This is a genomic window from Streptomyces sp. SID13666 (assembly GCF_010548325.1).
Taxonomy (GTDB): Bacteria; Actinomycetota; Actinomycetes; order Streptomycetales; family Streptomycetaceae; genus Actinacidiphila; species Actinacidiphila fildesensis.
The window spans coordinates 190,593-217,524 of sequence record NZ_JAAGLX010000009.1; the positions used below are offsets into that span (position 1 = coordinate 190,593).

Here is a 26,932-nt window from a genome sequence, read left to right on the forward strand (position 1 = left end):
GTGCGGGTTGCGGTGACACGTCACCGTTTAGGCGGTCTCGGCGGCCGGGTACTTGCGCGATCCGCCGCGTCCGTGTGGACTACCGCCAATAACCCCGCACAGGCGCGGGGAGTTTCCCCCCATGACAGGAGGCAAAGCGTGAGCGCGACCGCGGACCACGCGGAGGACCGGACCAACCCGGCTAGCCGGCTTGGATTCGAACCCGGACAGGTGGTCCAGGAACTCGGGTACGACGACGACTGCGACCAGGAGCTCCGAGAAGGTATCGAGGAGCTCACGGGCGAAGAGCTCGCCGATGAGGACTACGACGACGTGCCCGACGCCGTCCTGCTGTGGTTCAGGGAGGACGACGGCGACCTCACCGACACCTTGGTCGACGCCACGTCGACGATCGACGACGGCGCCCCGATCTGGCTGATGACCCCGAAGACCGGCCGTGAGGGCCACGTCGAGCCAAGCGAGATCGGCGAAGCAGCCCAGACCGCAGGTCTGGCCCAAACCAGCACAGTCAACGCCGCCAAGGACTGGTCGGGCAGCCGCCTGGTCACTCCGAAGACGGCCCGGGCCGCAAAGCGGTAGCTCTACCGGACCCTGCTCCGCGCCCCCGTCGACCTCGGTCGCCGGGGGCGCGGTGCGTTCGGCTCCGGACGGCAGTGACAGACTGTCCGTGACCTTCCGGTACCGAGACGAGGATGTGCCCGCATGGCGATCGAGGTCGGCAGCAAGGCCCCGGACTTCGAGCTGAAGAACCAGCACGGCCAGACCGTGCGGCTCTCCGACTTCCGCGGCGAGAAGAACGTCGTGCTGCTCTTCTACCCGTACGCCTTCACCGGCGTCTGCACCGGTGAGCTCTGCGCCCTGCGCGACGAACTGCCGACGTTCCAGAACGACGACGTCCAGCTCCTCGCCGTCTCCTGCGACGCCCCGTTCTCGCTGCGCGTCTTCGCCGAGCAGGAGGGCCTGGGATACCCGCTGCTCTCCGACTTCTGGCCGCACGGGGACGCCTCGCGCGCCTACGGCGTCTTCGACGAGGAGAAGGGCTGCGCGGTCCGCGGCACCTTCGTCATCGACAAGGACGGCATCGTCCGCTGGACCGTCGTCAACGGCCTTCCGGACGCCCGGGACCTCAATGACTACGCAAAGGCTCTCGAAGACCTGTAGCCGACGGGAACCGCTCACTAAGCTCAACGCGTTGATCTGTGTACCGCACGACGGGGGCGAGGGTACTGCCTGATACCCCATGACCGTATGGAGGACTCGTGGGAGTCAGCCTCAGCAAGGGTGGCAACGTCTCACTGACGAAGGAGGCCCCGAATCTCACGGCGGTCATCGTCGCTCTGGGATGGGACGCCAGGACCACCACCGGCGCCGATTTCGACCTGGACGCCAGCGCACTGCTGGCCAGCCCCGAGGGCAAGGTCATCTCCGACGCGCACTTCGTCTTCTTCAACAACCTCAAGAGCCCGGACGGCTCGGTCGAGCACCTCGGTGACAACCTCACCGGCTCGGGCGACGGCGACGACGAGGTCATCAAGGTGAACCTGGCCGGAGTCCCGGCCGATGTCGCCAAGATCGTCTTCCCGGTCTCGATCTACGAGGCCGAGAGCCGTCAGCAGAGCTTCGGCCAGGTCCGCAACGCGTACATCCGTGTCGTGAACCAGGCCGACAACAACGAACTGGCGCGCTACGACCTCACCGAGGACGCCTCCACCGAGACCGCCATGGTCTTCGGTGAGCTCTACCGCAACGGCGCGGAGTGGAAGTTCCGCGCCATCGGCCAGGGCTACGCCTCCGGACTGCGCGGCATCGCGCAGGACTTCGGCGTCAACGTCTGAACCCCTCGCGGCGCCGCACACCCGGCAGGGCGTGCGGCGCCGTGCACGTACCGACCTCAGCACGCACGGGGAGGAAGCGAAAACCATGGGCGTCACGCTCGCCAAGGGGGGCAATGTCTCCCTCAGCAAGGCCGCACCGAATCTCACCCAGGTGATGATCGGCCTCGGCTGGGACGCGCGCTCCACCACAGGAGCGCCGTTCGACCTCGACGCCAGCGCCCTGCTGTGCGCCAACGGCCGGGTACTCAGCGACGAACACTTCGTCTTCTACAACAACCTCAAGAGCCCCGAGGGATCCGTCGAGCACACCGGTGACAACCTCACCGGCGAGGGCGAAGGGGACGACGAGGAGATCCTCGTCGACCTCACCAAGGTTCCCGAGCGCGTCGACAAGGTCGTCTTCCCCGTTTCCATCCACGAGGCCGACAGCCGCGGCCAGACCTTCGGCCAGGTCAGCAACGCCTACATCCGCGTCGTCAACCAGTTCGACCAGGCCGAGTTGGCCCGCTACGACCTCTCCGAGGACGCGTCCAGCGAGACCGCAATGATCTTCGGCGAGCTGTACCGCTACAACGGCGAGTGGAAATTCCGTGCAGTAGGCCAGGGGTACGCGTCAGGACTGCGAGGCATCGCCCTAGACTTCGGGGTCAACGTTTCGTAAAGCCGCGCCCTGCGCGGGGGATCTCTCGTAGAGAAGGACTGGGTAGCCCGTGCTCCTCAAGACATTTGGCTGGTCGTTCGGCATCACTGCCGCCGGCCTGGCCTTGGCTGGGTACCTCTGGGGGTGGGAGGGGCTCGCGGTGGTCGCGATCCTCTCGGTCCTGGAGATCTCCCTGTCATTCGACAACGCGGTGATCAACGCCGGGATCCTCCGGAAGATGAACGCCTTCTGGCAGAAGATGTTCCTCACCGTCGGCATCCTCGTCGCCGTCTTCGGTATGCGGCTGGTGTTCCCGGTCGTCATCGTCTCCATCACCGCCAAGCTCAGCCCGGTCGAGGCGGTCGACGTCGCGATCAACGACCCCGACCGCTATGAGGCGCTGGTCACCGGCGCGCACCCGTCGATCGCGGCGTTCGGCGGGATGTTCCTGCTCATGATCTTCCTCGACTTCATTTTCGAGGAGCGGGACATCCGGTGGCTCGGCTGGCTGGAGAAGCCGCTGGGCAAGCTCGGCAAGCTGGACATGCTCTCCGTCGTGATCGCCATGGTCGTGCTGCTCGTCGCCGCGACCACGGTCGCCACCAGTGTTCCGGTGCACGGCGGGGACGGGACGATCGACAAGGCCGCGACGGTGCTGCTGTCCGGGATCGCCGGGCTCATCACGTATCTGGTCGTCGGCGGGATCTCCGGCTACTTCGAGGACCAGCTGGAGGAGGCCGAGGACGACGCGGACGAGGAGGCCGAGGCGGGCGCCAAGAAGGGCAGCACCGCGGCCGTCGTCGGGCTGGCCGGCAAGGCCGCGTTCTTCATGTTCCTGTACCTCGAGGTCATCGACGCGTCGTTCTCGTTCGACGGTGTCATCGGCGCGTTCGCCATCACCAACGACATCTTCGAGATGGCGCTCGGCCTCGGTATCGGCGCCATGTACATCCGGTCGCTGACCGTGTACCTGGTCCGCAAGGGCACCCTGGACGACTACGTGTACCTGGAGCACGGCGCGCACTACGCGATCGGCGCGCTGGCGGTCATCCTCCTCGTCACGATCAAGTACGAGATCAACGAGGTCATCACCGGCCTCGTCGGCGTCGTGCTGATCGCGGCTTCCTACTGGTCCTCGGTGGTGCGAAACCGGCGGATCGGGGAAAACTCAGAGGGGTCGAACGATACGGCGGAAGTCTCATCCGGGGTCTGACAGCTCTGACAGTCTGAACCCCGGAGCGAGAAGTCCCGCCCCCCGCCGATCCGGCGGGGGGCGGTGTCCGTTCAGGGGAGGGGTAGTCATGGCCTGGTGGAAGTTCCTGCGGCCCAGTGGCGCGACGCAGTTCGACGTCGCCAACGCGCACACCGTGGAGCTCACGAAGCGGCACCCCATGGTCTCGTTGAGCAAACAGGGCGCGGCCGTCGGCAACCTGCGGATCAACCTTTCCTGGGAAATGCGCACTTCGGACACCGGCGGGTGGAACAAACAGGGCGGCGGCGGGCTGTTCAGCCGCCGGATGAACCTGTTCAAGCCGGAGATCGTGCAGGCGGCGGGGCCGGCGATGGTCAATGTCGACCTGGACCTGGCGTGCATGTACGAGCTCGCCGACGGGACGAAGGGCGTCGTCCAGCCGCTCGGCAACTTCCTGGGCGACCTGAACGAGCCGCCGTACGTCAAGCTCAGCGGCGACGACCGGTTCGGCGGCACCTCGGGCGAGACGATCTACATCAACTTCGACAAGCGGGACGAGTTCGTCCGGCTGCTGGTGTTCGTCTACATCTACGACGGCACACCCGCCTTCGACCGCACCCACGCCATGGTCACGCTCTTCCCCAGCTCGGGTCCGCGGATCGAGATCCCGCTGAGCGAGCGCGAGCCGCAGGCGCGGTCCTGTGCGGTGGTGCTGATCGAGAACCGCAAGGGTGAGCTGATGGTGCGGCGCGAGGTGAAGTACGTCTACGGGTTCCAGGCCGAGATAGACCGGCTGTACGGCTGGGGCCTGCAGTGGGGCCGGGGCTACAAGACCAAGGTGTGACGGCCCGCCGATGGCAGGACGCCGTCCCGGGCCGGTTCCGGGGCCGGCCCCGGCCCCCGGGCGGCGTCTAGCGGCGGCCGGTCTGGAACTGGGGGCCCTGGGGAGGCAGCACGAAGCCGGGGGAGGCCGCCACCGGCTGCGGGTACCCGTAGGCCGGTGCGGCGGGCTGGGGGCGCTGCTGCGGCGGCTGGGGGTACCCGTAGGCGGGCTGGGCCGGTACGTGGCCCGGAGCGGGCTCCGGGAGCGGATAGCCGTACGCGGAGGTGGCCTCGGGCTCCGGGACGGCGGGCGGCGCGTGCACGGGCCCGCGGGAGCCCGCGGCGGGGCCGGAGCCGGGGTCCGCGCCGGATTCCGCCTCGTCGTCGACGGCGATGCCGAATTCGGTGGCGAGGCCGACGAGGCCGGTCGCGTAGCCCTGGCCGAGCGCGCGGAACTTCCACGTGGTGTCGCGGCGGTACAGCTCGCCGCAGATCAGCGCGGTCTCGTCGCCGGTGTCGGGGGTGACGTCGAAGGTGGCCAGCGGGGCGGAGCCGGCGGCCGCACCGGTGTCGAAGAGCAGAACGTGCAGGTCGGGGACCTGCCCGAAGGAGCCGCCGTCGGCGGACGCGGCGATGACGACGCGGGCCACGGAGGCGTCCAGCGACGTCAGGTCCACCTCGACGGTGTCGGTGAGACCCTCGGCGACCCGCTTCTTGGGCAGGTGCCGGGCGAGCCCCGACGGATGCCTCGGCTCGTTGTAGAACACGAAGTCCGCATCGGAGCGGACCCGGCCGTCCGCGCCCAGCAGCAGGGCCGAGGCGTCGACGTCGGGGACACCGGCGCCGGGGCTCCAGCGCAGCACCGCCCTGATCCCCAGGACGTCCAGGGGGATGTTCGAGCCCTTCACCATCGCGTGCGTCATGGCGGTCATCCTGCCTTCCCGGGTGCGCGGGCCACAACGCAGGGGACTGGACGCGCCGTGAGCGGTCATACGACGGACGTGCGGGGGTTACCTGATTTTCACGCACGGGGGGAACGTCAGTCGTGTGACCGCACGTACGATAATCCGCCAGATGCTATTCGGTCAGCCATGCATAAAAGGGGGCATATGCGCCACTTCGGACACCTTGCGACGGACGTACGGAACGAACTGTTCCACCGCGAGCCGCAGGAATTCACCGCGGACTCTTCCGCCCACACGCTCTCCGTCGCCCTGGGCGCGACCCTCTACAGCCCGGCGACCCGGCCGCACCTGGCCGACGACGTACTGAAGCAGGCCGCGCACGGTGTCGTGTCCATGGTGCTGTGCCTGGAGGACTCGATAGACGACCGCGAGGTCGTCGACGCCGAGGCCAATCTGGTCCGGCAGTTCGCCGAGCTCGACCGGCGGCAGGGCGCCGGCGACCCTCCGCTGCTGTTCATCCGGGTCCGGACCCCGGCGCAGATCGTCGACCTGGTGCAACGGCTCGGTGACACCGTGCGACTGCTGTCCGGATTCGTACTGCCGAAGTTCACCGAGGAGAGCGGCGTCCCCTTCATGGAGGCGCTGGCCGTCGCGGAGTCCGCCTGCGGCCACCGGCTCTTCGCCATGCCGGTCCTGGAGTCCCCGCAGCTGATGCACCTGGAGAGCCGCGTCGAGACGCTCTCCGGGATCTACCGCACGGTCGACAAGTACCGGGACCGCGTGCTGGCGCTGCGGCTGGGCGTGACGGACTTCTGCTCCTCGTACGCGCTGCGCAGGGCGCCCGCGATGACGGCGTACGACGTACAGATCGTCGCCTCGGTGATCGCCGACGTCGTCAATGTCTTCGGCCGGGCCGACGGGACCGGGTTCACCGTGACCGGGCCGGTGTGGGAGTACTTCCGGCACCACGAGCGGATGTTCAAGCCGCAGCTGCGCCGCAGCCCCTTCACCCCGGAGGCGGAGGACCTGCGCACCGCGCTCATCGAGCACGACATGGACGGGCTGCTCCGCGAGATCGAGCTGGACCGGGCCAACGGCCTGCAGGGCAAGACCTGCATCCACCCCACCCATGTGTTCCCCGTGCACGCGCTGAACGTGGTCACGCACGAGGAGTACAGCGACGCCGCCGACATCCTCCACGAGGACCGCACCGGCGGCGGGGTCCTGCGCTCCTCGTACACGAACAAGATGAACGAGGTGAAGCCGCACCGGGCCTGGGCCGAGCGCACCATGCGCCGCGCCGAGATCTTCGGGGTGGCCCGCGCCGACATCGGCTTCGTGGAACTGCTCGCGGCCTGTCTGCCGTCCTGATCAACGCCGCGCCTGTTTTGCCGCACAGAAGTGAGAACCACCGCATGGCAGCAACACCGACATGGTCCGGCCAGTGGGTCGCCGACCGGCTGGACATCGCCCTCGAAGGGGAGGGGCTGAGCGAGCTGCTCGGGCTCGCGCTGCGGGACAACCCGAAGCGCGCGCACCTGCTGGTGTCGAACGTGCTGGGCAAGCACGTTCCCCAGCACCCCTTCGACGTCCACACCGCCGGGTACGGCCTCGGCCGCCGGGTGCGGGAGCTGCTCGGTGACGAGGAGGCCGCGCGGTCCGTCGTGCTCGGCTACGCGGAGACCGCGACGGGCCTGGGGCACGCGGTGGCCGACGGGGTCGCCCTCGCGCCGTATCTGCACTCGACGCGGCGCGTGGTCGCCGGGGTCGCGGCGGCCGGCGGCTTCGAGGAGGAGCACAGCCACGCGACCGGTCATCTGCTGCTGCCGGCGGATCCGGAGCTGCTGACCGGGGACGGGCCGCTGGTGCTGGTCGACGACGAGTTCTCGACCGGTCAGACCGTCCTCAACACGATCAGGGACCTGCACGCCCGCCACCCGCGCGCCCACTACGTGGTCGTCGCGCTCGTCGACATGCGGTCGGAGACGGACCGGGAGCGGCTGACGGAGTTCGCGGCCGGGCTCGGCGCGCGCATCGACCTGCTGTCGCTGGCGTCCGGCACGGTCCGGCTGCCGGAGGGCGTGCTGGAACGCGGCCAGGCGCTCGTCAGGGCGAGCGTCACCCCGCCGCCCGCGCCCGCGACGGCGTACGAGGCGGTCCGGGTGGACCTCGGCTGGCCCGAAGGGCTGCCGGACGGTGGACGGCACGGCTTCACGCCCGCGGACCGGGAGCGGCTGGAGGCGGCGCTGCCGTCGATGGCCGAGGCGGTCCGCCTGGCGCTCCCGGCGCAGGACCCGCGCCGCATCCTCGTCCTCGGCAACGAGGAGCTGATGTACGCGCCGCTGCGGCTCGCCCAGGAGATCCAGGACGGGACCGGTGCCGAGGTCCGGTTCTCCACCACCACCCGCTCGCCCGTGCTGGCCGTGGACGACCCCGGCTATGCGATCCGCAGCCGGATCGTCTTCCCCGCGCACGACGACCCCTCCGACGGGCCCGGCCCGCGCTACGCCTACAACGTCGCGGGCGGCGGCTTCGACGTGATCGTCGCCGTCGTGGACTCGGCGGGGGACACCCCGGCGCTGCACGCGCCCGACGGGCTGCTCGCGCATCTCGCGGCTCACACCGGGCAGGTACTGCTCGCGGTCGTGCCCGCGTACCAACCGAACGGACAGGTTCAGCAGATGGCCCAGACCCCCACGCTTCCCTCCCCCCTGCGCGGTCCGGCGTTCTCGTCGTACGCGGCGGACGAGGTCGGGTGGTTGCTGAAGGACCTGTCGGACGTCGAGCTGGAGGCGCCGACCGAGGAGCGCGAGGAGGCGATCCAGAGCGGTGGGGCGCACTACGCGGAGTCGCTGCCGGTGGAGTACCAGCCGAGCGAGGCGTACCAGGCGCTGTTCCGCGCCGCGCTGGACACCTCGGCCGACCGGATCGCGCGGGCGGTGGGCGCCGTCACCGAGCTGGTGCTCGCCGAGCGCGGCCCGGACGCCGTACTCGTCTCGCTGGCGCGCGCCGGCACCCCGGTCGGGGTGCTGATGCGCCGCTGGGCGCGGCACGCGCACGGCCTGGACCTGCCGCACTACGCCGTCTCGATCGTGCGCGGCCGGGGCATCGACACCACCGCGCTGCGCTGGCTGGCCGAGCACCACGACCCGGAGCAGGTCGTCTTCGTCGACGGCTGGACCGGCAAGGGCGCGATCACCCGGGAACTGGCCGAGGCCGTCAAGCCGTTCGGGAACTTCGACCCGGACATCGCCGTGCTCGCGGACCCGGGCGGCTGCGTGGGCACCTACGGCACCCGTGACGACTTCCTCATCCCCTCCGCCTGCCTCAACTCCACCGTCTCCGGGCTCATCTCGCGCACCGTGCTGCGCGCGGACCTGAACGGGCCCGACGAGTTCCACGGCGGGAAGTTCTACCAGGAGCTGGCCGGCGCGGATGTCTCCGGGCTCTTCCTGGACACGGTGACGGCCCGCTTCGACGACGTCGCCGACGCGGTCGCCGAGGACGTGAAGGCACTGCGGTCGCAGGACCGCAGCCCCACCTGGGAGGGCTGGGCCGCCGTCGAGCGGATCAGCGAGGAGTACGGCATCGGGGACGTGAACCTCGTCAAGCCCGGTGTCGGCGAGACGACGCGGGTGCTGCTGCGCCGCGTCCCGTGGAAGATCCTGGCGCAGCGCGGCGCCGGCGCGGACCTGGACCACGTCCGGCTGCTCGCCGAGCAGCGCGGGGTGCCGGTGGAGGAGGTGGACGGGCTGCCGTACTCGTGTGTCGGCCTGATCCACCCGCGGTTCACCAGAGGCGCCACCGGTACCGACGGCAAGGCGGTCGCCCGATGAGCGCCGGATTCCGTACCCTCGCCGCCAGCGACCTGGACCGGACGCTGATCTACTCCTCGGCCGCGCTCGCGCTCGGCATGCCCGACGAGCAGGCGCCGCGGCTGCTCTGCGTCGAGGTGCACGAGGCGAAGCCGCTGTCGTTCATGACGGAGACGGCCGCCGCGCTGGTGCAGCGGCTGGCCGCCGAGGCGGAGTTCGTGCCGGCCACCACCCGGACGCGCAAGCAGTACCGGCGGATCAGCCTGCCGGGCCCGGTACCGCGCTTCGCGATCTGCGCGAACGGCGGCCATCTGCTGGTCGACGGCCGCACCGACCAGGACTGGAACGCCGAGATGCGCCGCCGCCTCGCGGACGGTTCGGTGCCGCTGGCCGAGGTGCGCGCGCACCTGGCGCGGGTGACGGACCCGGCGTGGCTGCGCAAGGAGCGGGTGGCCGAGGACCTGTTCGCGTATCTCGTGGTGGAGCGGTCGCTGCTGCCCGAGAACTTCGTGAAGGACCTCACCGAGTGGGCCGACAGCCGCGGCTGGACGGTGTCGCTGCAGGGCCGGAAGATCTACACGGTCCCCAAGCCGCTGCGCAAGAGCGCGGCGCTCGAGGAGGTCGTCCGGCGGACCGGTGCCGACCAGGTGCTGGCCGCGGGCGACTCCCTCCTGGACGCCGATCTGCTGATGGCCGCCGACGCCGGCTGGCAGCCGGGGCACGGCGAACTGGCGGACAGCGGCTGGCGGGCGCCGCATGTGACGCCGCTCGCCACGGTGGGTGTCGCTGCGGGCGAGGAGATCCTGCGGCGGATGCTCGCGCAGGTCGCGGCCGGCGCGGAGGACGGTGCCGCGGCCGCCTGACACCGCTCTCGGCGTAGGCCGTTGGTCACTCCCTGGTGGTGACCACCCGGTTGCAGTTGGCGCGGGCGGCCTCGACCCGGTCCGCGTTGGGGCGCTCGCTGGACGCTATGAAGGCGTGCGCCTCGGGTTCGCTGCGCCCGCCGCGGATGTGGCGGCGCAGCAGCCGGCGCTCGCGTACCGCCTGCGGGGCGTCGACGAACCACAGTTCGTCGAGCAGATCGCGTACCGCCTCCCAGCCCGGCCCGTCGTCGGCCAGGTAGTTCCCCTCCGTGACGATCAGCCGCACCTGCGGGAGGACGACCAGGCCCGCGGCGATCGGCTCCTCCAGCCGGCGGTCGAACTCGGGGACGTAGACGGGGCGTTCATGGCTGGAGCGCAGCCGGCGCAGCAGCTGGACGTAGCCGTCGACGTCGAAGGTGTCGGGCGCGCCCTTGCGGCCGGCCCGGCCCAGCCGTGCCAACTGGGCGTTGGACAGATGGAAACCGTCCATCGGGACGTACGCCGCCATGTCCGCGCCGAGCCGCGCGTTGACCCCGCCGACCAGCCGGCGGGCGAGGGTGGACTTGCCCGCGGCGGGCGCGCCCGCCATCCCCAGCAGGGCCCTGCGGCCTGGAATGCTGGGCACAAGGGCGATGGCGTCATCGACGAGCATGCCCGTCACCTTAAGCGTCCATCCGAGGAGAAGCCTTGTACGAGACGAAGAATCCGCAGCTCACCCCCGAGCTGTACGCATATGTACTCGCGCACAACCCGCCGCTCGACCCGGTGCAGCGGGAACTCGTCGAGCTCACCCACACCCGGCTCGCGGATGTCTCAGGACTGCAGACCGCGGAGGAGCAGGGCCCGCTGCTCGCCTTCCTGGTGCGGCTGGTCGGGGCCCGCCGCATCGTCGAGGTCGGCACGTTCACCGGGTTCTCCACTCTGTCGATGGCCCAGGCGATGCCGGCGGACGGACAGCTCATCGCCTGTGACGTCTCCGAGGAGTGGACGGCCGTCGGCCGCGAGGCCTGGGCGAAGGCGGGCGTGGCGGACCGGATCGACCTGCGGATCGCTCCGGCACTGGACACGCTGCGCGCGCTGCCCGAGGGGCCGTGGATCGACTTCGTCTTCCTCGACGCGGACAAGGTCAGCTACGTCGCGTACTGGGAGGAGCTGGTGCCGCGGATGAACCCCGGCGGCCTGATCGTCGCCGACAACACGCTCTTCCACGGTGCGGTCGCCGATCCGGCCGTCGAGGGCCCCGCGGCGGCCATCCGCGCCTTCAACGACCGGGTGCGCTCGGACGACCGGATGGACGACGTACTGCTCACCGTCGCGGACGGCCTCACCATCGCCCGCCGGCGGTAGCTCATCCCGGGCGTTCCGGCGACCGGTGCCAGGGCCTGTCCGGCGGATCCTAATGCTGAGGCAGCCCGCGAGGCGGGGTCCGGCGGGCGGCCGCAGCCGCTCGTGCCGCCGCCTCGCGCGCCGCCGCTTCGGGGTGGCGCTGTCGCCAGTACGGGTTGTCGTGCGGGAGGCCGCCGGTGACGCGGCCGTACATGCCGAACATGAGGAGCATGATGCCGACGACGAAGCTGAAGATCACGTTGGGCATCTCGAACGCCAGGAAGTTGTGGCTGCTGTCCAGCAGGGCGAGATTCACGAAGCCGCTGAGGATGAACAGGGTCCCGAGGACCATGTTCAGGTTCGAGGCGATGTTCCCGCCGATGACCATGCCCGCGAAGAGCAGCAGTCCGACGGCGATCGACAGGACACTCAGCGTGCCGTTGGTGTTGAGTCCAGCCACCGTGTCACCGTGGGTGTCCAGGAACGGGACCTGGTTCAGCAGCCCCAGGATGCCGAAGACCAGCAGCACCAGCCCCGTGAGGCCCGCGCCGACGCGGTAGACCTGGCTCAGCCGGTGATCAGCGGGCAGATGCTCGTCGAGTCGTATGACCATGAGCGGCCTCCTTGGCGGAAGCGGGGGCAAGCGGAACCACATGCCCCACTTAACTCAAGCATCCTCCCGGCGGGCCTCTTCATCAACTGTTCCGCCGGCTGCCGCCCGGTCCGCGACGAGGGAGCGCAGCAGCGCGGGCCCCGCCTGCTCCAGGCTGCGCAGCACCGTCCGGCCCGGTGCGGGCAGGATCGGCACGACGGACGGCACGGCCAGCACCTGGCACCCCGCGGCCTCGGCGGAGGCCACCCCGGTGGGGGTGTCCTCCACGGCGACGCAGCGGGCCGGATCGGCGCCGAGCAGCCGGGCGGCGGCCAGATACGGGTCCGGAGCGGGCTTGGTGCGGGGGGTGTCGTCGGCGGTGACGGAGACCGCGAAGTTCTCCCGGCCGAGCACGTCGAGCACCAGCTCCACGACGCGCCGCGGCGAGGCGGACACCAGCGCCGTCGTCACCCCCTCCGCGCGCAGCCGGGCCAGCAGCACGGTCGCACCGGGGCGCGGCCGTACCTCGCGGGCCACCAGCTCGGCGAAGCGGGCGTCCAGCTCCGCCGCCAGGTGCTCACGGGTGCGGGCGGTCCCGGTGGCCGTGAGCAGATGGCCGGTGGTGTGGTCGACGGACCGGCCCAGCACGTCGGGGACGTCCGCGTCGGTCAGCGTGTAGCCGAGCGCCGACGCGGTCTCGGCGACCGTGTCCCACCACACCCCCTCGGTGTCGACCAGCGTGCCGTCCATGTCGAAGAGCACCGCCTGAAGCGTCACGCGGTGGGTCCGTCGACGAGCACGGGGCGCTGCGGGAGGGTCACGGTGACGGTCGCGCCGGCCGGCAGGGTGGCCGCGCGGTGGCTGGGCACGTCCGCTTTGACGGTCGCGCCGTCCGGCAGCGACAGGGTGAGACGGGTGACCGAGCCGTGGAAGGCGGCGGTGAGCACCCGGGAGCGACCCTCGCCGTCGGCGGTGGCCTCCAGGGCCTCCGGCCGGACCAGGACGTCCACCGGGCCCTGCGCCGGGGCGGCGCCGCGCACCGGCAGCCGCTGTCCGAGCACCTCCACGTCACCGTCCGCCATGACGCCCGGCAGCCGGTTCATGGTGCCGACGAACTCGGCGACGAACGCCGTCGCGGGCGTGTCGTACAGCTCGGCGGGGGCCGCGACCTGCTCCAGCCGGCCGTCGCGCATCACCGCGACCCGGTCGGCCGTCGACAGCGCCTCCTCCTGGTCGTGCGTGACGAAGACGGTGGTGATCCGCAGCTCCTGCTGCAGCCGCCTGATCTCCTCGCGCAGCGTCACCCGGACCTTGGCGTCCAGCGCGGACAGCGGTTCGTCCAGCAGCAGCACCTTGGGCCGCAGCGCCAGCGCGCGGGCGAGCGCCACGCGCTGCTGCTGGCCGCCGGAGAGCTGGTGCGGGAAGCGGTCGGCGTGCTGCGGCAGCCCGACCAGCTCCAGCAGTTCATGGGCGCGCTTCCGGCGCTCGGCGGCGCCGGTCCGCCGCATCTTCAGGCCGAACGCGACGTTGTCGGCGGCCGTCAGGTGCGGGAAGAGGCTGTACGACTGGAAGACCATCCCGGCGTCGCGGCGGTGCGCGGGCACCCCGCTGATGTCCTGGCCGTCGACCAGGACCTGGCCGGAGTCGGGACGTTCGAAGCCGGCCAGCATCCGCAGCGCGGTGGTCTTGCCGCAGCCGGACGGGCCGAGCAGCGCGAGCAGCTCACCGGGACGGGCGGTCAGGTCCAGGCCGTCGAGCGCCACGGTGGCGCCGAACGACTTGCTGAGCGCGCGGAACTCGACGGTGGTGGCCGTCGAGGAGTCCGCGGGGTCCGGGGCGGACGTGGTGGCCTTGGTGGAAGCCGTGGCGGCGGTCATGCCACCTCCTGTGCGATGGGTGCGGGAGCGGCCGCGTCGCGGCCGGCCCGGCGGGAGCGGGACAGGGAACGGGACCGGTCGCGGGGCCGGCCCAGGGCGGCGAACACCAGCAGCAGCATCCAGGTGACCACCAGGCTCAGCACCGAGACGGCCACCGACAACTGCGCCTGGTTGCCTCCGGTGTTGACGATCCATACCGCGAACGGCTGGTACCCGAGCAGGGCGCCGACGGTGTACTCGCCGAGAACCAGCGCGAGGGTGAGGAAGGACGCGTTCAGCAGCGCGCCGCGCAGGTTGGGCAGCACCACCTGCAGGACGGCCCGCGGAGCGCTCGCGCCGCAGCTGCGAGCGGCCTCCACCAGGACGCGGACGTCGACCGCGCGCAGCCCGGAGTCCAGCGCCCGGTAGGCGAGCGGCAGCGCCATCACCGTGTAGGCGAGGACCAGGACGAACGGGAACCGCTTGTCCTGCACGGCGGTGAACGTCTGGAACAGCGGGGTGCGGGACAGGTGTTCCGGGCCCCAGCGCAGCACGCTGCTGTAGCCGGAGACCAGCGCCACCGACGGGACCACCAGCGGCAGCGAGCAGATGATCTCCAGGACCGGCCGCAGCCGGGGAGCGCCGAGGCGCACCGCGACGAGCGCCGGGACCAGCAGCACCATCACCAGGACGATGGTCGCGGCGGCCAGCTCCAGGGTGAGCAGCAGGCTGTCGGTGAAGCCGTCCGCGCTGACGATGCCGCTGTACGCGTCCAGGGTGAAGCCCTGGCCCGGGACGTCCACGGTGAAGATCACCGAGGCGGCCACCGGGACCAGGAAGTACAGGCCGGCCAGCAGGCCGACGGCGCCGCGCCACAGCGGCTTGCGGGTCAGTCGAGCCATCGTGCGCTCCTTCGCTGGAGGGGGACGTAGACCGCCATGACGAGCCCGGCGACCACGACCATGTCCAGGCTGAGCGCGAGCGCGATGTTGCCCTGGCCGACCAGGACGTTGCCGGACAGCGCGTCGGCGATCTGCACGGTGATCAGCGGCACCGAGCCGCTGCCCAGCGCGGCGGCCGTGGCGTAGGCGGCGAAGGCGCTGCCGAAGAGCAGCACGTAGCCGCCGAGCAGGGACGGGGCCAGCACCGGGAGCGCGACGTACCGCCAGTACTGGAAGCCGGTGGCGCCGTTGTTCTGCGCGGCCTCGCGCCACTGCTTGCGCAGGCCCTCCAGCGCCGGGGTGATGGCCAGGACCATCAGCGGCAGCAGGAAGTAGAGGTAGACGATGACCAGGCCCCAGAACGTGTACAGGCTCCAGCCGGCACCGGTCAGGCCCAGGTGCTCGGTGAGGACGCCCGCGTTGCCGAGGGTGGCGATGAAGGCGAAGGCGAGCGGTACCCCGCCGAAGTTGGCGAGCACGCCGGACGCCGCGAGGACACCCTCGCGCAGGGCGCGGTGACGCGAGGTCACCACGGCCTGCGCGAGGGGGAGTCCGAGCACGGCGGCGAGCAGTGCGGACAGCGCCGACAGCTTGACGCTGCTGACCAGCCCGGTGAGGTAGGCGCCCTGCACGGAGTCCGTGAGGTTCGCCGTCGTCCACTGCGCGCCGCCGGGCGCGTCACTCGACGTACTGAAGGCACCGGTCAGCATGGCGACGGCGGGCAGGCCGAACGCCACCAGCATGAACAGCACGAGTGGCAGCGCCGCCAGCATGCCGGCCGGCGCCTTGGTCCTCAGGGTCATCAGGCGACGGCCTTGGCCCAGCCCTGGGTGACGGTCTTCTTGGCCGCGTCCACCTGCGGGGGCGTCGGGAAGGCCGGGGTGCCGGCGACGGCCGGCAGCTTGGCGGCGGCAGCGGCGTCGAGCGTGCCGGCCTGCTTGAGGGCGTCCATCAGCACGGGACGGGCGTAGCCCTTGAGCCACAGGTTCTGGCCCTCGGCGCTGTACAGGTACTCCTCCCACAGGCGGGCGGCGGCCGGGTGCGGCGCGTCCTTGTTCACGGCCTGCGCGTAGTACTGGGCGTAGACGCCGTCGCTGGGGATGGCGACCTTCCAGTCCACGTTCTTCGTCTTGAACTCGTCGGTGTAACCCGCGTTGAGGTAGTCCCAGTCGATGCTGATCGGTGTCTCGCCCTTCTGGACGGTCGCCGGGGTGGACTCCACCGGGTTGTAGTTGCCCGACTTCTTCAGCTGCCCGAAGAAGTCCAGACCGGGCTGGATGTTGTCGAACGAGCCCTTGTTGGCGATGGCCGCCGCGTAGACGCCGCCGAAGGCCGAACCGGACTTCGTCGGGTTGCCGTTCAGCGCCACCTGGCCCTTGTACTGCGGCTTGAGGAGGTCCGCGAAGGTCGAGGGGCACTCCTTGACGCGCTTGGCGTCGCAGCCGATCGAGACGTAGCCGCCGTAGTCGTAGTACCAGCGCGCCTGTGCGTCCTTCTGCGCCGCCGGGATCTTCTCGTAGTCCGCGACCTTGTACGAGGCGAACAGGCCCTGCGAGGCGCCGCTCAGCGCGAAGGCGCTGCCGAGGTCGACGACGTCGGGGGCGCGGTCCTGGCCCTTGCGGGTGCTGATCGCGGAGATCTCGATCTGGCTGGAGGCGTCGGGGTTCTCGACCTCGACCTTGATGCCGTACTTCTTGCTGAAGCCGTCGATGAGCGCGCCGTAGTTGGCCCAGTCGCGCGGCAGGGCGATCGCGTTGAGCTTGCCCTCCTTCTTCGCGGCGGCGACCAGGGCGTCCATCCCGCCGAACTCGGCGGCGGAGGTGGCGGTGGCGGCACTCTTCTTGCCGTCGGCCGCCGTGCTCTCGGTGGGTGCGGCGCCGCAGGCACTGAGGCCGAGCGCAGCTATGGCGAGGACACCTGCGAGGCCGGCGGCCCGGGGGCGGGGCAGAATCACGAGACTCTCCATGGGGACGGGAGATAGCCAGGGTTGGCTGTACAACTCGAACAATGACGACCTCAGTACGCCGCAGTCCAGTGTCCGGCGGATGAACGCGCCACTGCGTTCCGGTGTCGGCCGCGGGAATGACGCGGTTGCCCCGGAATCGGCGGTTGATTCGGCGGTTAGGGTCGGAGTGTGGTCCGTCGGTGGGCCGTCCGTGGGTGATCCGGCGGACAGGATCTAGGCTCGGTCGCCGGAGCAGTGATCGACGTGGGGGAGCAGCGTGGCGGACGGCCGGCAGACGATGTACCGGAAGGTGGCCGCCGACCTCCGGCAGGCCATCGCCGACGGCGCCTACGGGTCCGGCGGCCGACTGCCGGCCGAGGGCGAACTCGCCACCCGCTACGGCGTCTCGCGCGGCACCGTGCGCCAGGCCCTGGCCGTACTGCGGGCCGACGGACTGGTCACCTCCAGGCGCGGCACCCGCCGCGTCGTGCTGGGCACCGCCCGGGTGCAGAGCTTCGGCGAGCTGCTCAGCTTCACCCGCTGGGCCCGCTCCATCGGCGAGGAGCCCGGCGGCCGGGTGGTGGAGATCATCCGCAGTCCCGCCGACGAGGTCGAACGTGAACAACTCCGGCTGGAACCGGACGCCGAGGTCTACCGCGTGCTGCGGGTCCGCACCCTGTCCGGCGTCCCGGTGATGGTGGAGCGCACCGTCTACCCCGAGCACATAGGCGCCCTCGTCGAGGCGCTGGACCCGCACGCGGTCTCGCACACCGTGCCGCTCCAGGAGCAGGGCGTGCTGTTCACCGACGCCCACCACACCATCGACCTGGCCCTCGCCGACGCCGACGACGCCCGGCTGCTCGGCTGCCTGGTGGGCGATCCGCTGCTGCGTGAGCGGCGCCGCACCACCGATCCGGCGGGTTCCCCGGTGGAGTGGTCGCAGGACCGCTACCTGCCGGGAACGGTGGCCTTCACCGTCCACAACTCGACGGCGGTCACCTCACTGTCCCGTCGCACGGGAATCTGACGAAACGTCTGTCTCCGGTCTTCCCCTGTTCATGTGCGGCTGTCATCATCCTACTCGCCAGTAACCGCGAGTAACCCCCCGCACCTCTCTGACCAGGAGGCACCGTGTCCGCCCTCTCCCGCCTGCCCGGAACCGGCATGTCCCGCCGCACGCTGCTCGGTTCGGCCGTCGCCACCGGCGCGGCCATCGGCACCGGCGTCCTGCCCGCCGGCCTGCAGCAGGCGCTGGCCGAGCCCGCACGACAGGGCACGCTGGACGATGTCGAACACGTCGTGGTCCTGATGCAGGAGAACCGCTCCTTCGACCACTACTTCGGCACCCTGAGCGGCGCCCGCGGCTACGGCGACAGCTCGCTGCTCCGCTTCCCGAACGGCTCCGACGTGCTGCACCAGCGGCTGCTCGGCTCCGTCGGCGGCACCAGCCTGCTGCCCTGGCACCTGGACACCGCCACCTCCGACGCCCAGCGGATCTTCGACCTGGACCACTCCTGGGACGGCACCCACAGCGCCTGGGCCAACGGCCAGTACAACAACTGGATCCCCGCCAAGTCCTGGTACACGATGGGCTACTACCGGCGCCAGGACATCCCTTTCCAGTACGCGCTCGCCGATGCCTTCACCCTCTGCGACCAGTACTTCTGTTCCACCATGGCGTCCACCAACCCCAACCGCCTCTACCTGTGGTCCGGGACGGTCGACCCGCGCGGCACCGCCGGCGGCCCGGTCGTCGACAACAGCGAGAAGGGCTACACCTGGACGACCTATCCGGAGCGGCTGCAGGCAGCGGGCATCTCCTGGAAGGTCTACCAGCAGGAGGACAACTACGACGACAACGCCCTGGCCTGGTTCAGGCAGTACCAGAACGCCTCCAAGGACTCCCCGCTCTACGTGAACGGCATGGTCAAGCGCGGTGCGGACGACTTCGCCCAGGACGTGGCCAACGGGAAACTGCCCGCTGTCAGCTGGGTGGTGGCCCCCACCGACCAGTCGGAGCACCCCAACCACCCGCCGGCCCAGGGCGCCGACTTCACCTCCTCCTACGTGCTGGAGGCGCTCGCCGCCCACCCCGAGGTCTGGGCCAAGACCGTCGTCCTGCTCAACTACGACGAGAACGACGGCTTCTTCGACCACGTCATCCCGCCGGCCGCCCCCGCCGGCACCCCGGACGAGTTCATCAACGGCGCGCCCATCGGGCTCGGCCCGCGCGTCCCGATGATCGTCATATCGCCCTGGAGCCGCGGCGGCCGCATCAACTCCGAGGTCTTCGACCACACGTCGGTCCTGCGGTTCCTGGAGAACTGGACGGGGGTGCGCGAGCCCAACATCTCCGCCTGGCGCCGTACCGTCTGCGGCGACCTGATGTCGGCGTTCGACTTCCGGACGTCCACCACGACGTTCCCCGCCCTGCCCGACACCAAGAAGCTCCTGGCGGACCTGGCCGAGCAGCACAAGAAGGTGCTCCCGCCGCTCTTCCCGCCGGTGGTCCAGCACTTCCCCGAGGTGGAGCCGGGCGACCGTCCGGCGCTGCCCACCGGCTACCGCTTCGGCTCGTCCTCGCGGACCGACACCGCCAAGGGCCTGATCTGGATCACCGTGGAAAACCTCGGCTCCCTCGGCGCCGGCCTGTCGATGTACACCGTCAACCACCGCAAGTTCGGCGCCTGGCGCTACACGCTGCCCGTGGGCGGCAGCATCACGGACTACTTCAGCGCCCAGGCCGTCAGCGGCGGCCCGTACGACATCGACACCCATGGCCCGGACGGATTCCTGCGCGGCTACAAGGGCGACGTCCGCACCTGGACCAACCCGGCGAAGGCGCACCCGGAGGTCTCGGCGGTCGAGGCGCCGGACGGCGTCCACCTCAAGCTCTCCAACGCGGGTGGAAAGCCCGCGGTGTTCACCTTCCCGGGCCACCAGGTGACGGTCGCGCCGGGCGCCTCGGCGACCGCGGTCGTCCCGTCCGCCACCGCACGCCGCTACGACTTCACGGTGACGGCGGACACCGGCGACGGCTTCGAGCGCCGCTTCGCGGGACGGCTGCAGCCGTAGGGAGCGACGGCCGGAGGGGGAGTGCCGGGGTGTCCCCGCAGGGCGACGAACGAATACGGCGCGAGGTTTGCAGCCGGCACGCGCGTTCGTCGCCCGAGGAGATACCCCGGCGATCCCACGACTCGTCCGGGCACTACCGCAACAACCGAGCCAGCAGCGGCCGGTAGTGAGTGAACCCAGCAACCGAAGCCACCCGCACGTCCTTGGCCCCTTCGTCCCACCGCCGAAGCCGCACAGCATCCACCCCGAACGCCTCAGCCTCGAACGACCGCACCTCGCTCTGCGACATCGGCCCGCCCTGGACCCGCAGCGTGTGGACCGAGGCCTCGGACAGCCGCCCGAAGTACTCCGGCTCCACCGCGCACAGATACCGCTTGGCGGCGACGTGCAGCCGCACCGGCTCCGTCACCTCAGGTCCGAACCACCGCGCCAGCCACTCCGCGCCCGTGTGGCTGTGACGGTTGTCGGTCCCGGCCATCAGGTCCGCGCCGGTCACCGCCCCGTGGAAGTGACCCACGTCGTGCAGCAGCGCCGCGGCGACGAGAGCGGGCGCGGCGCCCGCGGCCTCCGCGAGGGAAGCGGCCTGCAGCATGTGCTGGGCCTGGGTGACGTCCTCGCCCAGGTACTGCTCGGCGCCCGCGCCGTCGAAGAGGTCGGCCAGCTCGTCGAGCGGCCGCTCCCGGCGCAGCACGGCGAGCGTGCTCGCGAGCCCGTCGAGGTCGGCGTAGCAGCCCTGCAGATGACGCTCACCGCTCTCGGCGAACGCGGTACGGGCGTGCAGCAGACGGGTGTTGTCGAAGACGAGACAGTCGCCGGGAGCCAGCCGGAAGTCGAGCCGCAGCTCCGCGCGCACCAGCAGCTCACCGAAGGCCCGGTAGGCGCGGTAGAAGGAGTCCAGCGCCTCCCGCGACAGCCGCAGCGTCCCGATGGAGCGGTTGTTGAAGCGGACCTCACGGATCCGCCCGAGCGGGTCCACGTCGATCAGCGGCCGGTCGGCGCGCAGCGCGGTGCGGGCGTCGTCGAAGCGGAAGGGCACCAGGGTGCGGGTCAGCACCTCGAACGCGGCCGGGTCCTCGGTGCGCAGCAGCGCGGCGGCGGCGAAGCCGTCGACCAGCCCCGAGTCGCCGCCGACGGCGGCGTTCGTCAGACAGTGCAGCAGCTGCAGGGTCGGTACGGGGTCGCGGTACGGGTTGTCGGTGTGCGGGGTGATCGCCGCGCCGGTGAAGGCGAGGTTGTTCGGGTCCGCCTCGACGCGCACGTCGAACAGCGTGCCGTAGTTCGTCTCGCGGACATGGCCGAACGTCCCGGCGACGGCCAGCACCTGCCGCTCCGTGCGGGGCACGTCCCGCAGCAGGGCGAAGCCGAGCCGCTGGACGGACTCCAGCACCCGTATCCGCTCGGCCGGGTCGGCGAGATACGCCTCCCAGCCGGCCTCGGGCAGCCGCCCGTCCAGATCGGCGGCGCACCACAGCTGCTTGCCGGCCTCGGTACGGCCGTCGCCGCTGTCCCCGCTGCCGTCGCCGGGGTCGGGGTCGGCCGAGGCGAGCCACGCCGTCCCGTAGACGGACCGGTGGCCGTCGGGGAGCCACTCCACCTCGAACGCGAGCTCACCGGCCCGCACCTCGCCGACCGCCAAGTCCGTTGGCAGATCGGTGATCTGGAAGAGCTTCTGGCCGTTGCGCGGATCGCGGCACTGGGCGCAGCGGCAGTTGTCCCGCAGCCAGGCCGCCGGGAGACGGGTCAGGTCCATACGGTCCTCCATAAGTTGTCTAGCCAACTTTAGAAGGGAACCTCGCACGCGGTCATGAGGACCGACGGACGGCCACATGTCGCGAGGATGAACACCTGGTCCCGGCGCGGGACGGCGCGGAGCGTCAGCTGCAGCAGCCGCCTCCGCAGCACCCACCGCCACCGCCACCGCCGCCACCCGACGCGGGAGCGGCGGCGCTGCCGCCCACGGCGACGGCCGACAGCAGCTTCACCGTGTCGTCATGCCCCTCGGGGCAGCTCGCGGGGTCGGAGGACTCGGCCATCGGCCGGTTCAGCTCGAAAGTGGTACCGCAGGACCGGCAGCGAAACTCGTATCGGGGCATGCGACGAAGAATAGCCCCGCCGGCCGACCGCCCCGCGGAGCGTCAGCGCCCCTGCGCCCGGTCCTCACGGATGTTCGCGACGACCCGGTTCACGGTCTCCCGCACCGCCGCCGTCTCCGTCAGGAAGGCCCAGTAGTCCGGATGCCGCCCGTCCAGCGCGGTGAGCGCCCGGTCCAGCCGCGCCACCGCGTCGTCCAGCGGCCGGGCATGCCGGGGCTCGGGCGTCGTCCGGCCCTGCATCGCCAGCCGCTGCGCGTCCCGGATGGCGAACCGGGTCCTCTCGACCTCGGCCTTCGGATCCTTGCTGACCTCGTTCAGCCGGCGCAGCCGGTCACCGGCCGCGGACACCGACCCGTCCACGTCGTCCAGCAGCGCCCGGACCGTGCTCAGCCGGGACGTCGCGTCGGCCCAGCGCTGCTCGTCGCGCGCCTTGGCGGCCTCCGCGAGCTTGGCGCTCGCCTGCGCCACGGCGGTCTCCGCCTGCGCCGGCACCTGCTGCAGGTCCTGCCAGCACGCCAGCGAGAAACGCCGCCGCAGCTCACTGAGGACCGGCTCGACGCCGCCGGCCCGGGTGGCCAGCGCCTCGACGCGGGTGCGCAGGCTGACCAGCCGCTTGTCGATCTCCTTCGCCTGCTCAGGAAGCCGGGACGCCTCCGCCCGGATCGCCTCCGCACGGCGCTGCACGTCCTCCGCGCGCGCCAGCGTCTCCGGCACGCCGTGCGTCCCGGCCCCCTGGTTCAGCTTCGTGAGTTCCGGCGAGAGCGCCGCCAGCCGCGAGGCCAGCTCGTCGCCCTTCAGCCCGGCGGCGCGCACCGCGTCCAGCGCGTTGCTCGCCGCCAACAACCCCTGCCGCGCCCGCTCCACCGCCGGCGCCAGCCGGGCCAGCTGCGTCTCGGCCTTCCCCAGCAGCGGCGCGAGGCTCGCGGCGAACCGCTCCAGGTCCGCCTTGGCCCGGTCGAGGTCGTCCTTCGCCTTCGTCAGCTCGTTGCGGGCCCGGGTGGCGGTCGCCGTGTCCAGCTCGTCACGGTCCAGGTCATGGGCGTCGACGGTGGCGATGTACGCCCCGCTGACCTGGTCGATCTGCTCGCCGAGCGCCCGGAACCCGGCCAGCGCGCGCTGCGCGGCCGGCGAGTTGTCGACGGCGCTGATGGTCTCTATCGACAGGTCCAGGTCCCGTTGGGCGGTGTCCAGCTCGTAGAAGGCCTGGGAGGCGGCGTCCTTCGCGGCCTGGGCATCAGCGCGCAGATTGTCGCCGCGCCGCCACCACGAGCGTGCCGTCGTCACAGTGACTCTCTCCCGCAGGTCCGCCGCTGGTGTCTGTCGGCTCCAGTCTCCCACCTGACCAAGACGAATACACGGCCCGGGGCGGTTGCACGGACACGTGACCGAACGCCGGGCCATGCTTTACCCGCCCTTGGTATCCGGTTGGGGAGCACGGGGTTCGGCGATGTAATCTGTCACTTCACGTTCCGAGGGCGTGTAGCTCAGTGGTAGAGCAGCGCCTTTACACGGCGCTGGTCGGCGGTTCGAACCCGTCCACGCCCACCGCTCGATCCATCCGGGAGCCCCCGGCCAGCCATGGCCGGGGGCTCCCGGCGTTCCCGGGGCCGGTGCCGCGGGCCCGCCCCCGGTCGCGCACCAGGTCGGGAGCCCTGAGGCTGGAAGCCGTACGGTCCGGCGTCCGCCGGTGGCCGGCGGCTTCAGGAGGAGTCATGGCGGGTATCCAGCCGTTCACGCGGGAGGACTACGCGGCCCGGATGGCACGGGCCGCGGAGGCGGCGGCCGCGGCGGGGCTGGCCGGTGTGGTCGTGACCCCCGGCCCGGACCTGGTCTATCTGTGCGGGTACCAGCCGACGGCGATCACCGAGCGGCTGACGATGCTCGTGCTGTCCGCCGGCGAGGAGCCGCAGATGCTGGTGCCGGTCCTGGAGCGGCCGGACGCCGAGACGGCGGAGGGCGCGGGGGCGGTCCTGCTGACGGACTGGACCGACGGGCAGGACCCCTACAACGCGGCGATCAGTCTGCTGCGGCCCGAGGGGCGTTACGGGATCTCCGATTCGGCGTGGGCGATGCACCTGCTGGGCTTCCAGCGGACGCTGCCCGGTAGGGCGTACGCGTCGCTGACCGATGTGCTGCCGATGCTGCGGGCGGTCAAGGACGAGCACGAGCTGGCGCGGCTGGCGGCGGCCGGAGCGGCGGCGGACGCCGCGTACGGGGACATCCTGAAGGTGCGGTTCGCGGGCCGCCGGGAGACCGAGGTGGCGGGCGACCTCGCGGATCTGCTGATCTCGTACGGGCACAGCCAGGTCGACTTCACCGTCGTGGGCTCCGGGCCGAACGGCGCCAACCCGCATCACGAGGCGGGGGAGCGGACCATCGCCGAGGGCGACATGGTGGTGCTGGACTTCGGCGGCCTGAAGGACGGCTACGGCTCCGACACCACGCGCACGGTGCACGTCGGCGAGCCCTCGGACGAGGAGCGGAAGGTGCACGACATCGTGCGCGAGGCCCAGCAGACGGCCTTCGAGGCGGTCCGGCCCGGTATCGCCTGCCAGGAGATCGACCGGGTGGCCCGCAAGGTCATCACGGACGCGGGGTACGGCGAGTACTTCATCCACCGGGTCGGCCACGGCATCGGTGTGACGACGCACGAGCCGCCCTACATGGTGGAGGGCGAGGAGCGGCCGATCGTGCCGGGGATGTGCTTCTCGATCGAGCCCGGCATCTATCTGCCGGGGCGCTTCGGGGTCCGGATCGAGGACATCGTGACATGCACCGAGGAGGGCGGTCGGCGGCTCAACGGCACCCCCCACGAGATGCGCCTTGTCGGCTGATATTCGAACTGGTGCGAGGTTTAACGACCTTGCGTTGATTCGTTCGGGGGAACAGGTTCGAACTGGGGCCTGGTCGCGGTTCGCGCGGCCTCAAGATCTGTCCTGTGAGTAATCGGTGGGGAAGGGCCGCCCTGCGAGGAGCAGTGGTGGCGGCGGGGACCGCCCTGTGCGGTTCGGGGTTGCTGGTACCGGTCGCGGTCGCCGGCGAGGACTGTCCAGGGCCGGTCACGGTCCAGGTGGAGCACGGCTCGGTGCACGTCTGCGTCCAGGCTCCCGACAGCCATGGACACGGGCCCGGCGACGAGGACGGCGTCGAGGACGGCGTCGAGGACGGGCACGGCCACGGCCACGGCCACGGATACTGGCACTGGGGTTGGCACCACTGCCACTGCTACTGGCACTGGCACGGGGGCCATCCGTCGTGTCCTGAACCGACTCCGACGCCGACTCCCACCCCCACACCGACCCCCGGTCCCACCCCCACGCCCGTTCCGACGCCCGTGCCCAGGCCGACCCCGGCGCCCAGGCCGACGCACCGCGTGGTCGTCCCGCCCCCGCGGGTCACCCCGCCGCCGCGCGTCGAGCCCTCGCCGGCCCCGGAGCCGAGCAGCAGTCCGGAGCCCGTCGTCACCCCCGCGCCGACCCCGTCGCCGCGGCACGCCCCGCCTCCGCGCCCGGCCGTCCACTGGCCGGCCCCTGCCGCGGCCCCGGCGCCCCCCAAGCACCAACGGCGGCCGCTGATGATGACGATGCTGCTCACGACGGTGCCGGGACTGCTCGCGGCGGCCGTGCTCCGGCCGGGCTCGCACGTGTACCGCAGGGCCCGTTGACGTCGTTCCGACGACCGGTGACCCGTAGACCCGCTGTCAGTTACGTCAGCTAGGAGTTCGTCATGTCGCAGTGGATTGCTCTGGTGATCGCGATGGCCGCGGCCTGCGTGGTCGTCATCACCGTCGTGGTGCTCAGACAGCGGCGCGTCCCGGTGGACGACGACCCCACCGAGACGCCCGACGTCATCGAGTACATGACGATGATGATCGGGGTGATCTACGCGATCGTCCTGGGCCTGGCGATCGCCGGAGTGTGGGAGGGCCAGGGCGCGGCGCAGGACGACGTGATGCGTGAGGCGCAGGCCCTGCACGAGATCAGCACGCGCGTGCAGGTGTATCCGCCCGAGGTGCGGGACCGGATCCGGGCGGACGTCGACGCGTACGTCTCGTACGTGGTCCACAAGGAGTGGCCGTACATGGCCGACCACGGCACCCTCTCCCCGAAGGGGACGGAACTGCTGTCGGCGGTGCGCCGCGACGTGACGGACTACGCGCCCAAGGGGGACCTGGACGCCCAGGCCTACCAGCCGGTGGTGGACCAGGTCGCGGTGGCCGACGAGGCGCGTACCGCGCGGGGCCAGAACGCGGGCGCGACGATGCCCGGGATGGTGTGGTTCGGCCTCATCGCGGGCGCCCTGGTGACGGTGGGGCTGATCTTCACGCTGCAGATCCGCCGCTCGGGCCGGGAGTTGCTGCTCGCGGGCCTGTTCAGCGCGCTCATCGCGTTCCTGCTGTTCCTGATCTGGGACCTCGACGCGCCCTTCGGCCGGGGCATCGCGGTCGCCCCCGATGTGTTCCTGGACCTGTTCCCGGCACTGAAGTAGCGGAGCCGGAGCGGGGCGTACAACAGAAGGGCGGTGGCCCGGGGAGGGATCCCCGGGCCACCGCCCTTCCGCTTGCCGTTCTAGTCGCGCCAGTTGGCGATGTTGACGTTCTCCAGAACGCCGAGGGCGTCCGGGACGAGCACCGCGGCGGAGTAGTAGGCGCTGACGAGGTAGCTGATGATGGCCTTCTCGCTCAGCCCCATGAACCGCACGTTCAGCCCGGGCTCGTACTCGTCCGGGATGCCGGTCTGGCGCAGGCCGATGACGCCCTGGTTGTCCTCCCCGGTACGCACCGCGATGATCGAGCTGGTGCGGGCCTCACTGATCGGGATCTTGTTGCAGCTCAGAATCGGCACACCGCGCCAGGCGGGGACGGTGCTGCCGCTGACCTCGACCGAGCTCGGGTACAGCCCCTTGCGGGTCCATTCGCGGCCGATGGCGGCGATGGTGCGGGGGTGGGCGAGCAGGAAGCGGGTGCCGCGGCGGCGGCTGATGAGTTCGTCGAGGTCGTCGGGGAGCGGGGGGCCGGCGTGCGGCTGGATCC

The 26,932-nt window shown here is 71.1% G+C and carries 26 protein-coding genes, 1 tRNA gene and 1 pseudogene; 16 read left to right on the plus strand and 12 right to left on the minus strand.

All coding sequences use genetic code 11. The features are described from left to right. The first annotated feature begins 138 nt into the window (after positions 1 to 138). From G3I60_RS15620 to G3I60_RS15645, 6 genes are all read left to right on the plus strand, one after another. Positions 139 to 579, plus strand: coding sequence for a DUF3052 domain-containing protein (locus G3I60_RS15620; protein WP_138356772.1), 441 nt, complete (start codon positions 139 to 141; stop codon positions 577 to 579). Between the two features lie 123 nt (positions 580 to 702). After that, entirely contained in the window at positions 703 to 1,161 is a 459-nt protein-coding gene (locus G3I60_RS15625) for a peroxiredoxin (RefSeq protein ID WP_164294050.1), read from the plus strand. A 98-nt stretch (positions 1,162 to 1,259) separates the two neighbouring features. Continuing rightward, entirely contained in the window at positions 1,260 to 1,835 is a 576-nt protein-coding gene (locus G3I60_RS15630; protein WP_138356774.1) for a TerD family protein, read from the plus strand. Positions 1,836 to 1,920: 85 nt separating this feature from the next. Further along, on the plus strand, positions 1,921 to 2,496 hold the full coding sequence (locus tag G3I60_RS15635) for a TerD family protein (RefSeq protein ID WP_138356775.1): 576 nt from the start codon (positions 1,921 to 1,923) through the stop codon (positions 2,494 to 2,496). Between the two features lie 49 nt (positions 2,497 to 2,545). Next, complete coding sequence (locus G3I60_RS15640) at positions 2,546 to 3,688, plus strand: DUF475 domain-containing protein (protein ID WP_164607219.1); 1,143 nt, start codon at positions 2,546 to 2,548, stop codon at positions 3,686 to 3,688. Positions 3,689 to 3,776: 88 nt separating this feature from the next. Then, positions 3,777 to 4,511: a Tellurium resistance gene (locus G3I60_RS15645; protein WP_138356777.1), complete on the plus strand. Its 735-nt coding sequence runs from the start codon at positions 3,777 to 3,779 to the stop codon at positions 4,509 to 4,511. Positions 4,512 to 4,578: 67 nt separating this feature from the next. On the opposite strand, the gene G3I60_RS15650 is transcribed toward G3I60_RS15645, so the two are convergent. After that, on the minus strand, positions 4,579 to 5,421 hold the full coding sequence (locus G3I60_RS15650; RefSeq protein WP_138356778.1) for a TerD family protein: 843 nt from the start codon (positions 5,419 to 5,421) through the stop codon (positions 4,579 to 4,581). A 177-nt stretch (positions 5,422 to 5,598) separates the two neighbouring features. On the opposite strand from G3I60_RS15650, the gene G3I60_RS15655 reads away from it, so the two are divergent. From G3I60_RS15655 to G3I60_RS15665, 3 genes are read left to right on the plus strand one after another with little or no spacing between them, the layout of a single operon-like run. After that, positions 5,599 to 6,765 (plus strand): HpcH/HpaI aldolase/citrate lyase family protein, encoded by a 1,167-nt coding sequence (locus G3I60_RS15655; RefSeq protein WP_164294052.1) that lies wholly within the window; start codon positions 5,599 to 5,601, stop codon positions 6,763 to 6,765. Positions 6,766 to 6,809: 44 nt separating this feature from the next. Continuing rightward, positions 6,810 to 9,230, plus strand: coding sequence for a phosphoribosyltransferase (locus tag G3I60_RS15660; RefSeq protein ID WP_164607221.1), 2,421 nt, complete (start codon positions 6,810 to 6,812; stop codon positions 9,228 to 9,230). Then, positions 9,227 to 10,072, plus strand: coding sequence for an HAD family hydrolase (locus G3I60_RS15665; protein WP_164294054.1), 846 nt, complete (start codon positions 9,227 to 9,229; stop codon positions 10,070 to 10,072). Before G3I60_RS15660 ends, G3I60_RS15665 begins: the two co-directional genes overlap by 4 nt. Before the next feature lie 25 nt (positions 10,073 to 10,097). Here the strand turns inward: G3I60_RS15665 and G3I60_RS15670 are convergent, their stop codons facing one another. Continuing rightward, positions 10,098 to 10,724 (minus strand): nucleoside/nucleotide kinase family protein, encoded by a 627-nt coding sequence (locus G3I60_RS15670; protein ID WP_198359016.1) that lies wholly within the window; start codon positions 10,722 to 10,724, stop codon positions 10,098 to 10,100. 35 nt (positions 10,725 to 10,759) lie between these two features. On the opposite strand from G3I60_RS15670, the gene G3I60_RS15675 reads away from it, so the two are divergent. After that, positions 10,760 to 11,419 carry an O-methyltransferase gene (locus tag G3I60_RS15675; protein WP_138356783.1) on the plus strand — a complete coding sequence of 220 codons (660 nt, stop codon included), beginning with the start codon at positions 10,760 to 10,762 and terminating at the stop codon, positions 11,417 to 11,419. Positions 11,420 to 11,468: 49 nt separating this feature from the next. Here G3I60_RS15675 and G3I60_RS15680 read toward each other — a convergent pair whose 3' ends face one another. From G3I60_RS15680 to G3I60_RS15705, 6 genes are read right to left on the minus strand one after another with little or no spacing between them, the layout of a single operon-like run. Then, on the minus strand, positions 11,469 to 12,011 hold the full coding sequence (locus G3I60_RS15680) for a DUF4383 domain-containing protein (protein ID WP_138356784.1): 543 nt from the start codon (positions 12,009 to 12,011) through the stop codon (positions 11,469 to 11,471). A gap of 54 nt (positions 12,012 to 12,065) precedes the next feature. Continuing rightward, complete coding sequence (locus tag G3I60_RS15685) at positions 12,066 to 12,767, minus strand: HAD family phosphatase (protein ID WP_307811581.1); 702 nt, start codon at positions 12,765 to 12,767, stop codon at positions 12,066 to 12,068. After that, on the minus strand, positions 12,764 to 13,867 hold the full coding sequence (locus G3I60_RS15690; protein WP_138356785.1) for an ABC transporter ATP-binding protein: 1,104 nt from the start codon (positions 13,865 to 13,867) through the stop codon (positions 12,764 to 12,766). The genes G3I60_RS15685 and G3I60_RS15690 overlap by 4 nt, the downstream gene beginning before the upstream one ends. Beyond that, positions 13,864 to 14,748, minus strand: a complete 885-nt coding sequence (locus G3I60_RS15695) for an ABC transporter permease (protein WP_138356786.1) — start codon at positions 14,746 to 14,748, stop codon at positions 13,864 to 13,866. Before G3I60_RS15695 ends, G3I60_RS15690 begins: the two co-directional genes overlap by 4 nt. Next, complete coding sequence (locus G3I60_RS15700; protein WP_164294055.1) at positions 14,736 to 15,590, minus strand: ABC transporter permease subunit; 855 nt, start codon at positions 15,588 to 15,590, stop codon at positions 14,736 to 14,738. Before G3I60_RS15700 ends, G3I60_RS15695 begins: the two co-directional genes overlap by 13 nt. After that, positions 15,590 to 16,753, minus strand: coding sequence for an ABC transporter substrate-binding protein (locus G3I60_RS15705; protein WP_164294056.1), 1,164 nt, complete (start codon positions 16,751 to 16,753; stop codon positions 15,590 to 15,592). Before G3I60_RS15705 ends, G3I60_RS15700 begins: the two co-directional genes overlap by 1 nt. Positions 16,754 to 17,030: 277 nt before the next feature. On the opposite strand from G3I60_RS15705, the gene G3I60_RS15710 reads away from it, so the two are divergent. Further along, positions 17,031 to 17,759: a GntR family transcriptional regulator gene (locus G3I60_RS15710; protein ID WP_138356798.1), complete on the plus strand. Its 729-nt coding sequence runs from the start codon at positions 17,031 to 17,033 to the stop codon at positions 17,757 to 17,759. A 104-nt stretch (positions 17,760 to 17,863) separates the two neighbouring features. Further along, complete coding sequence (locus G3I60_RS15715) at positions 17,864 to 19,807, plus strand: phosphocholine-specific phospholipase C (RefSeq protein WP_343241033.1); 1,944 nt, start codon at positions 17,864 to 17,866, stop codon at positions 19,805 to 19,807. Between the two features lie 133 nt (positions 19,808 to 19,940). Here the strand turns inward: G3I60_RS15715 and G3I60_RS15720 are convergent, their stop codons facing one another. The 3 genes from G3I60_RS15720 to G3I60_RS15730 all read right to left on the minus strand — a co-directional run bounded on the left by G3I60_RS15720 (position 19,941) and on the right by G3I60_RS15730 (position 23,184). Further along, the gene (locus G3I60_RS15720; RefSeq protein ID WP_239069860.1) at positions 19,941 to 21,557 is read right to left on the minus strand and encodes a TauD/TfdA family dioxygenase; all 1,617 of its coding nucleotides are present in this window, start codon (positions 21,555 to 21,557) and stop codon (positions 19,941 to 19,943) included. A gap of 124 nt (positions 21,558 to 21,681) precedes the next feature. After that, positions 21,682 to 21,900 (minus strand): zinc ribbon domain-containing protein, encoded by a 219-nt coding sequence (locus tag G3I60_RS15725; protein WP_164294057.1) that lies wholly within the window; start codon positions 21,898 to 21,900, stop codon positions 21,682 to 21,684. A 42-nt stretch (positions 21,901 to 21,942) separates the two neighbouring features. Further along, entirely contained in the window at positions 21,943 to 23,184 is a 1,242-nt protein-coding gene (locus tag G3I60_RS15730) for a hypothetical protein (RefSeq protein ID WP_164294058.1), read from the minus strand. Between the two features lie 189 nt (positions 23,185 to 23,373). On the opposite strand from G3I60_RS15730, the gene G3I60_RS15735 reads away from it, so the two are divergent. The 4 genes from G3I60_RS15735 (at position 23,374) to G3I60_RS15750 (ending at position 26,388) form a co-directional block, all read left to right on the plus strand. After that, positions 23,374 to 23,445, plus strand: a tRNA-Val gene (locus tag G3I60_RS15735). Positions 23,446 to 23,612: 167 nt separating this feature from the next. Then, on the plus strand, positions 23,613 to 24,734 hold the full coding sequence (locus tag G3I60_RS15740) for an aminopeptidase P family protein (RefSeq protein ID WP_164294059.1): 1,122 nt from the start codon (positions 23,613 to 23,615) through the stop codon (positions 24,732 to 24,734). 146 nt (positions 24,735 to 24,880) lie between these two features. Then, positions 24,881 to 25,564 carry a hypothetical protein gene (locus G3I60_RS15745; RefSeq protein ID WP_164607223.1) on the plus strand — a complete coding sequence of 228 codons (684 nt, stop codon included), beginning with the start codon at positions 24,881 to 24,883 and terminating at the stop codon, positions 25,562 to 25,564. 62 nt (positions 25,565 to 25,626) lie between these two features. Then, positions 25,627 to 26,388, plus strand: coding sequence for a DUF4239 domain-containing protein (locus tag G3I60_RS15750; RefSeq protein WP_138359651.1), 762 nt, complete (start codon positions 25,627 to 25,629; stop codon positions 26,386 to 26,388). Between the two features lie 80 nt (positions 26,389 to 26,468). Here the strand turns inward: G3I60_RS15750 and G3I60_RS15755 are convergent. After that, positions 26,469 to 26,932 (minus strand): annotated as a pseudogene (locus G3I60_RS15755) (Crp/Fnr family transcriptional regulator); the annotation flags it as partial.

Coding starts and splice junctions, on each gene's coding strand:
- G3I60_RS15650 (WP_138356778.1), bottom strand. CDS start 5,421: ATGACCGCCATGACGCACGCGATGGTGAAGGGCTCGAACATCCCCCTG.
- G3I60_RS15705 (WP_164294056.1), bottom strand. CDS start 16,753: ATGGAGAGTCTCGTGATTCTGCCCCGCCCCCGGGCCGCCGGCCTCGCA.
- G3I60_RS15695 (WP_138356786.1), bottom strand. CDS start 14,748: ATGGCTCGACTGACCCGCAAGCCGCTGTGGCGCGGCGCCGTCGGCCTG.
- G3I60_RS15625 (WP_164294050.1), top strand. CDS start 703: ATGGCGATCGAGGTCGGCAGCAAGGCCCCGGACTTCGAGCTGAAGAAC.
- G3I60_RS15635 (WP_138356775.1), top strand. CDS start 1,921: ATGGGCGTCACGCTCGCCAAGGGGGGCAATGTCTCCCTCAGCAAGGCC.
- G3I60_RS15655 (WP_164294052.1), top strand. CDS start 5,599: ATGCGCCACTTCGGACACCTTGCGACGGACGTACGGAACGAACTGTTC.
- G3I60_RS15690 (WP_138356785.1), bottom strand. CDS start 13,867: ATGACCGCCGCCACGGCTTCCACCAAGGCCACCACGTCCGCCCCGGAC.
- G3I60_RS15710 (WP_138356798.1), top strand. CDS start 17,031: ATGTACCGGAAGGTGGCCGCCGACCTCCGGCAGGCCATCGCCGACGGC.
- G3I60_RS15660 (WP_164607221.1), top strand. CDS start 6,810: ATGGCAGCAACACCGACATGGTCCGGCCAGTGGGTCGCCGACCGGCTG.
- G3I60_RS15725 (WP_164294057.1), bottom strand. CDS start 21,900: ATGCCCCGATACGAGTTTCGCTGCCGGTCCTGCGGTACCACTTTCGAG.
- G3I60_RS15740 (WP_164294059.1), top strand. CDS start 23,613: ATGGCGGGTATCCAGCCGTTCACGCGGGAGGACTACGCGGCCCGGATG.
- G3I60_RS15670 (WP_198359016.1), bottom strand. CDS start 10,724: ATGCTCGTCGATGACGCCATCGCCCTTGTGCCCAGCATTCCAGGCCGC.
- G3I60_RS15700 (WP_164294055.1), bottom strand. CDS start 15,590: ATGACCCTGAGGACCAAGGCGCCGGCCGGCATGCTGGCGGCGCTGCCA.
- G3I60_RS15750 (WP_138359651.1), top strand. CDS start 25,627: ATGTCGCAGTGGATTGCTCTGGTGATCGCGATGGCCGCGGCCTGCGTG.
- G3I60_RS15680 (WP_138356784.1), bottom strand. CDS start 12,011: ATGGTCATACGACTCGACGAGCATCTGCCCGCTGATCACCGGCTGAGC.
- G3I60_RS15665 (WP_164294054.1), top strand. CDS start 9,227: ATGAGCGCCGGATTCCGTACCCTCGCCGCCAGCGACCTGGACCGGACG.
- G3I60_RS15720 (WP_239069860.1), bottom strand. CDS start 21,557: ATGGACCTGACCCGTCTCCCGGCGGCCTGGCTGCGGGACAACTGCCGC.
- G3I60_RS15645 (WP_138356777.1), top strand. CDS start 3,777: ATGGCCTGGTGGAAGTTCCTGCGGCCCAGTGGCGCGACGCAGTTCGAC.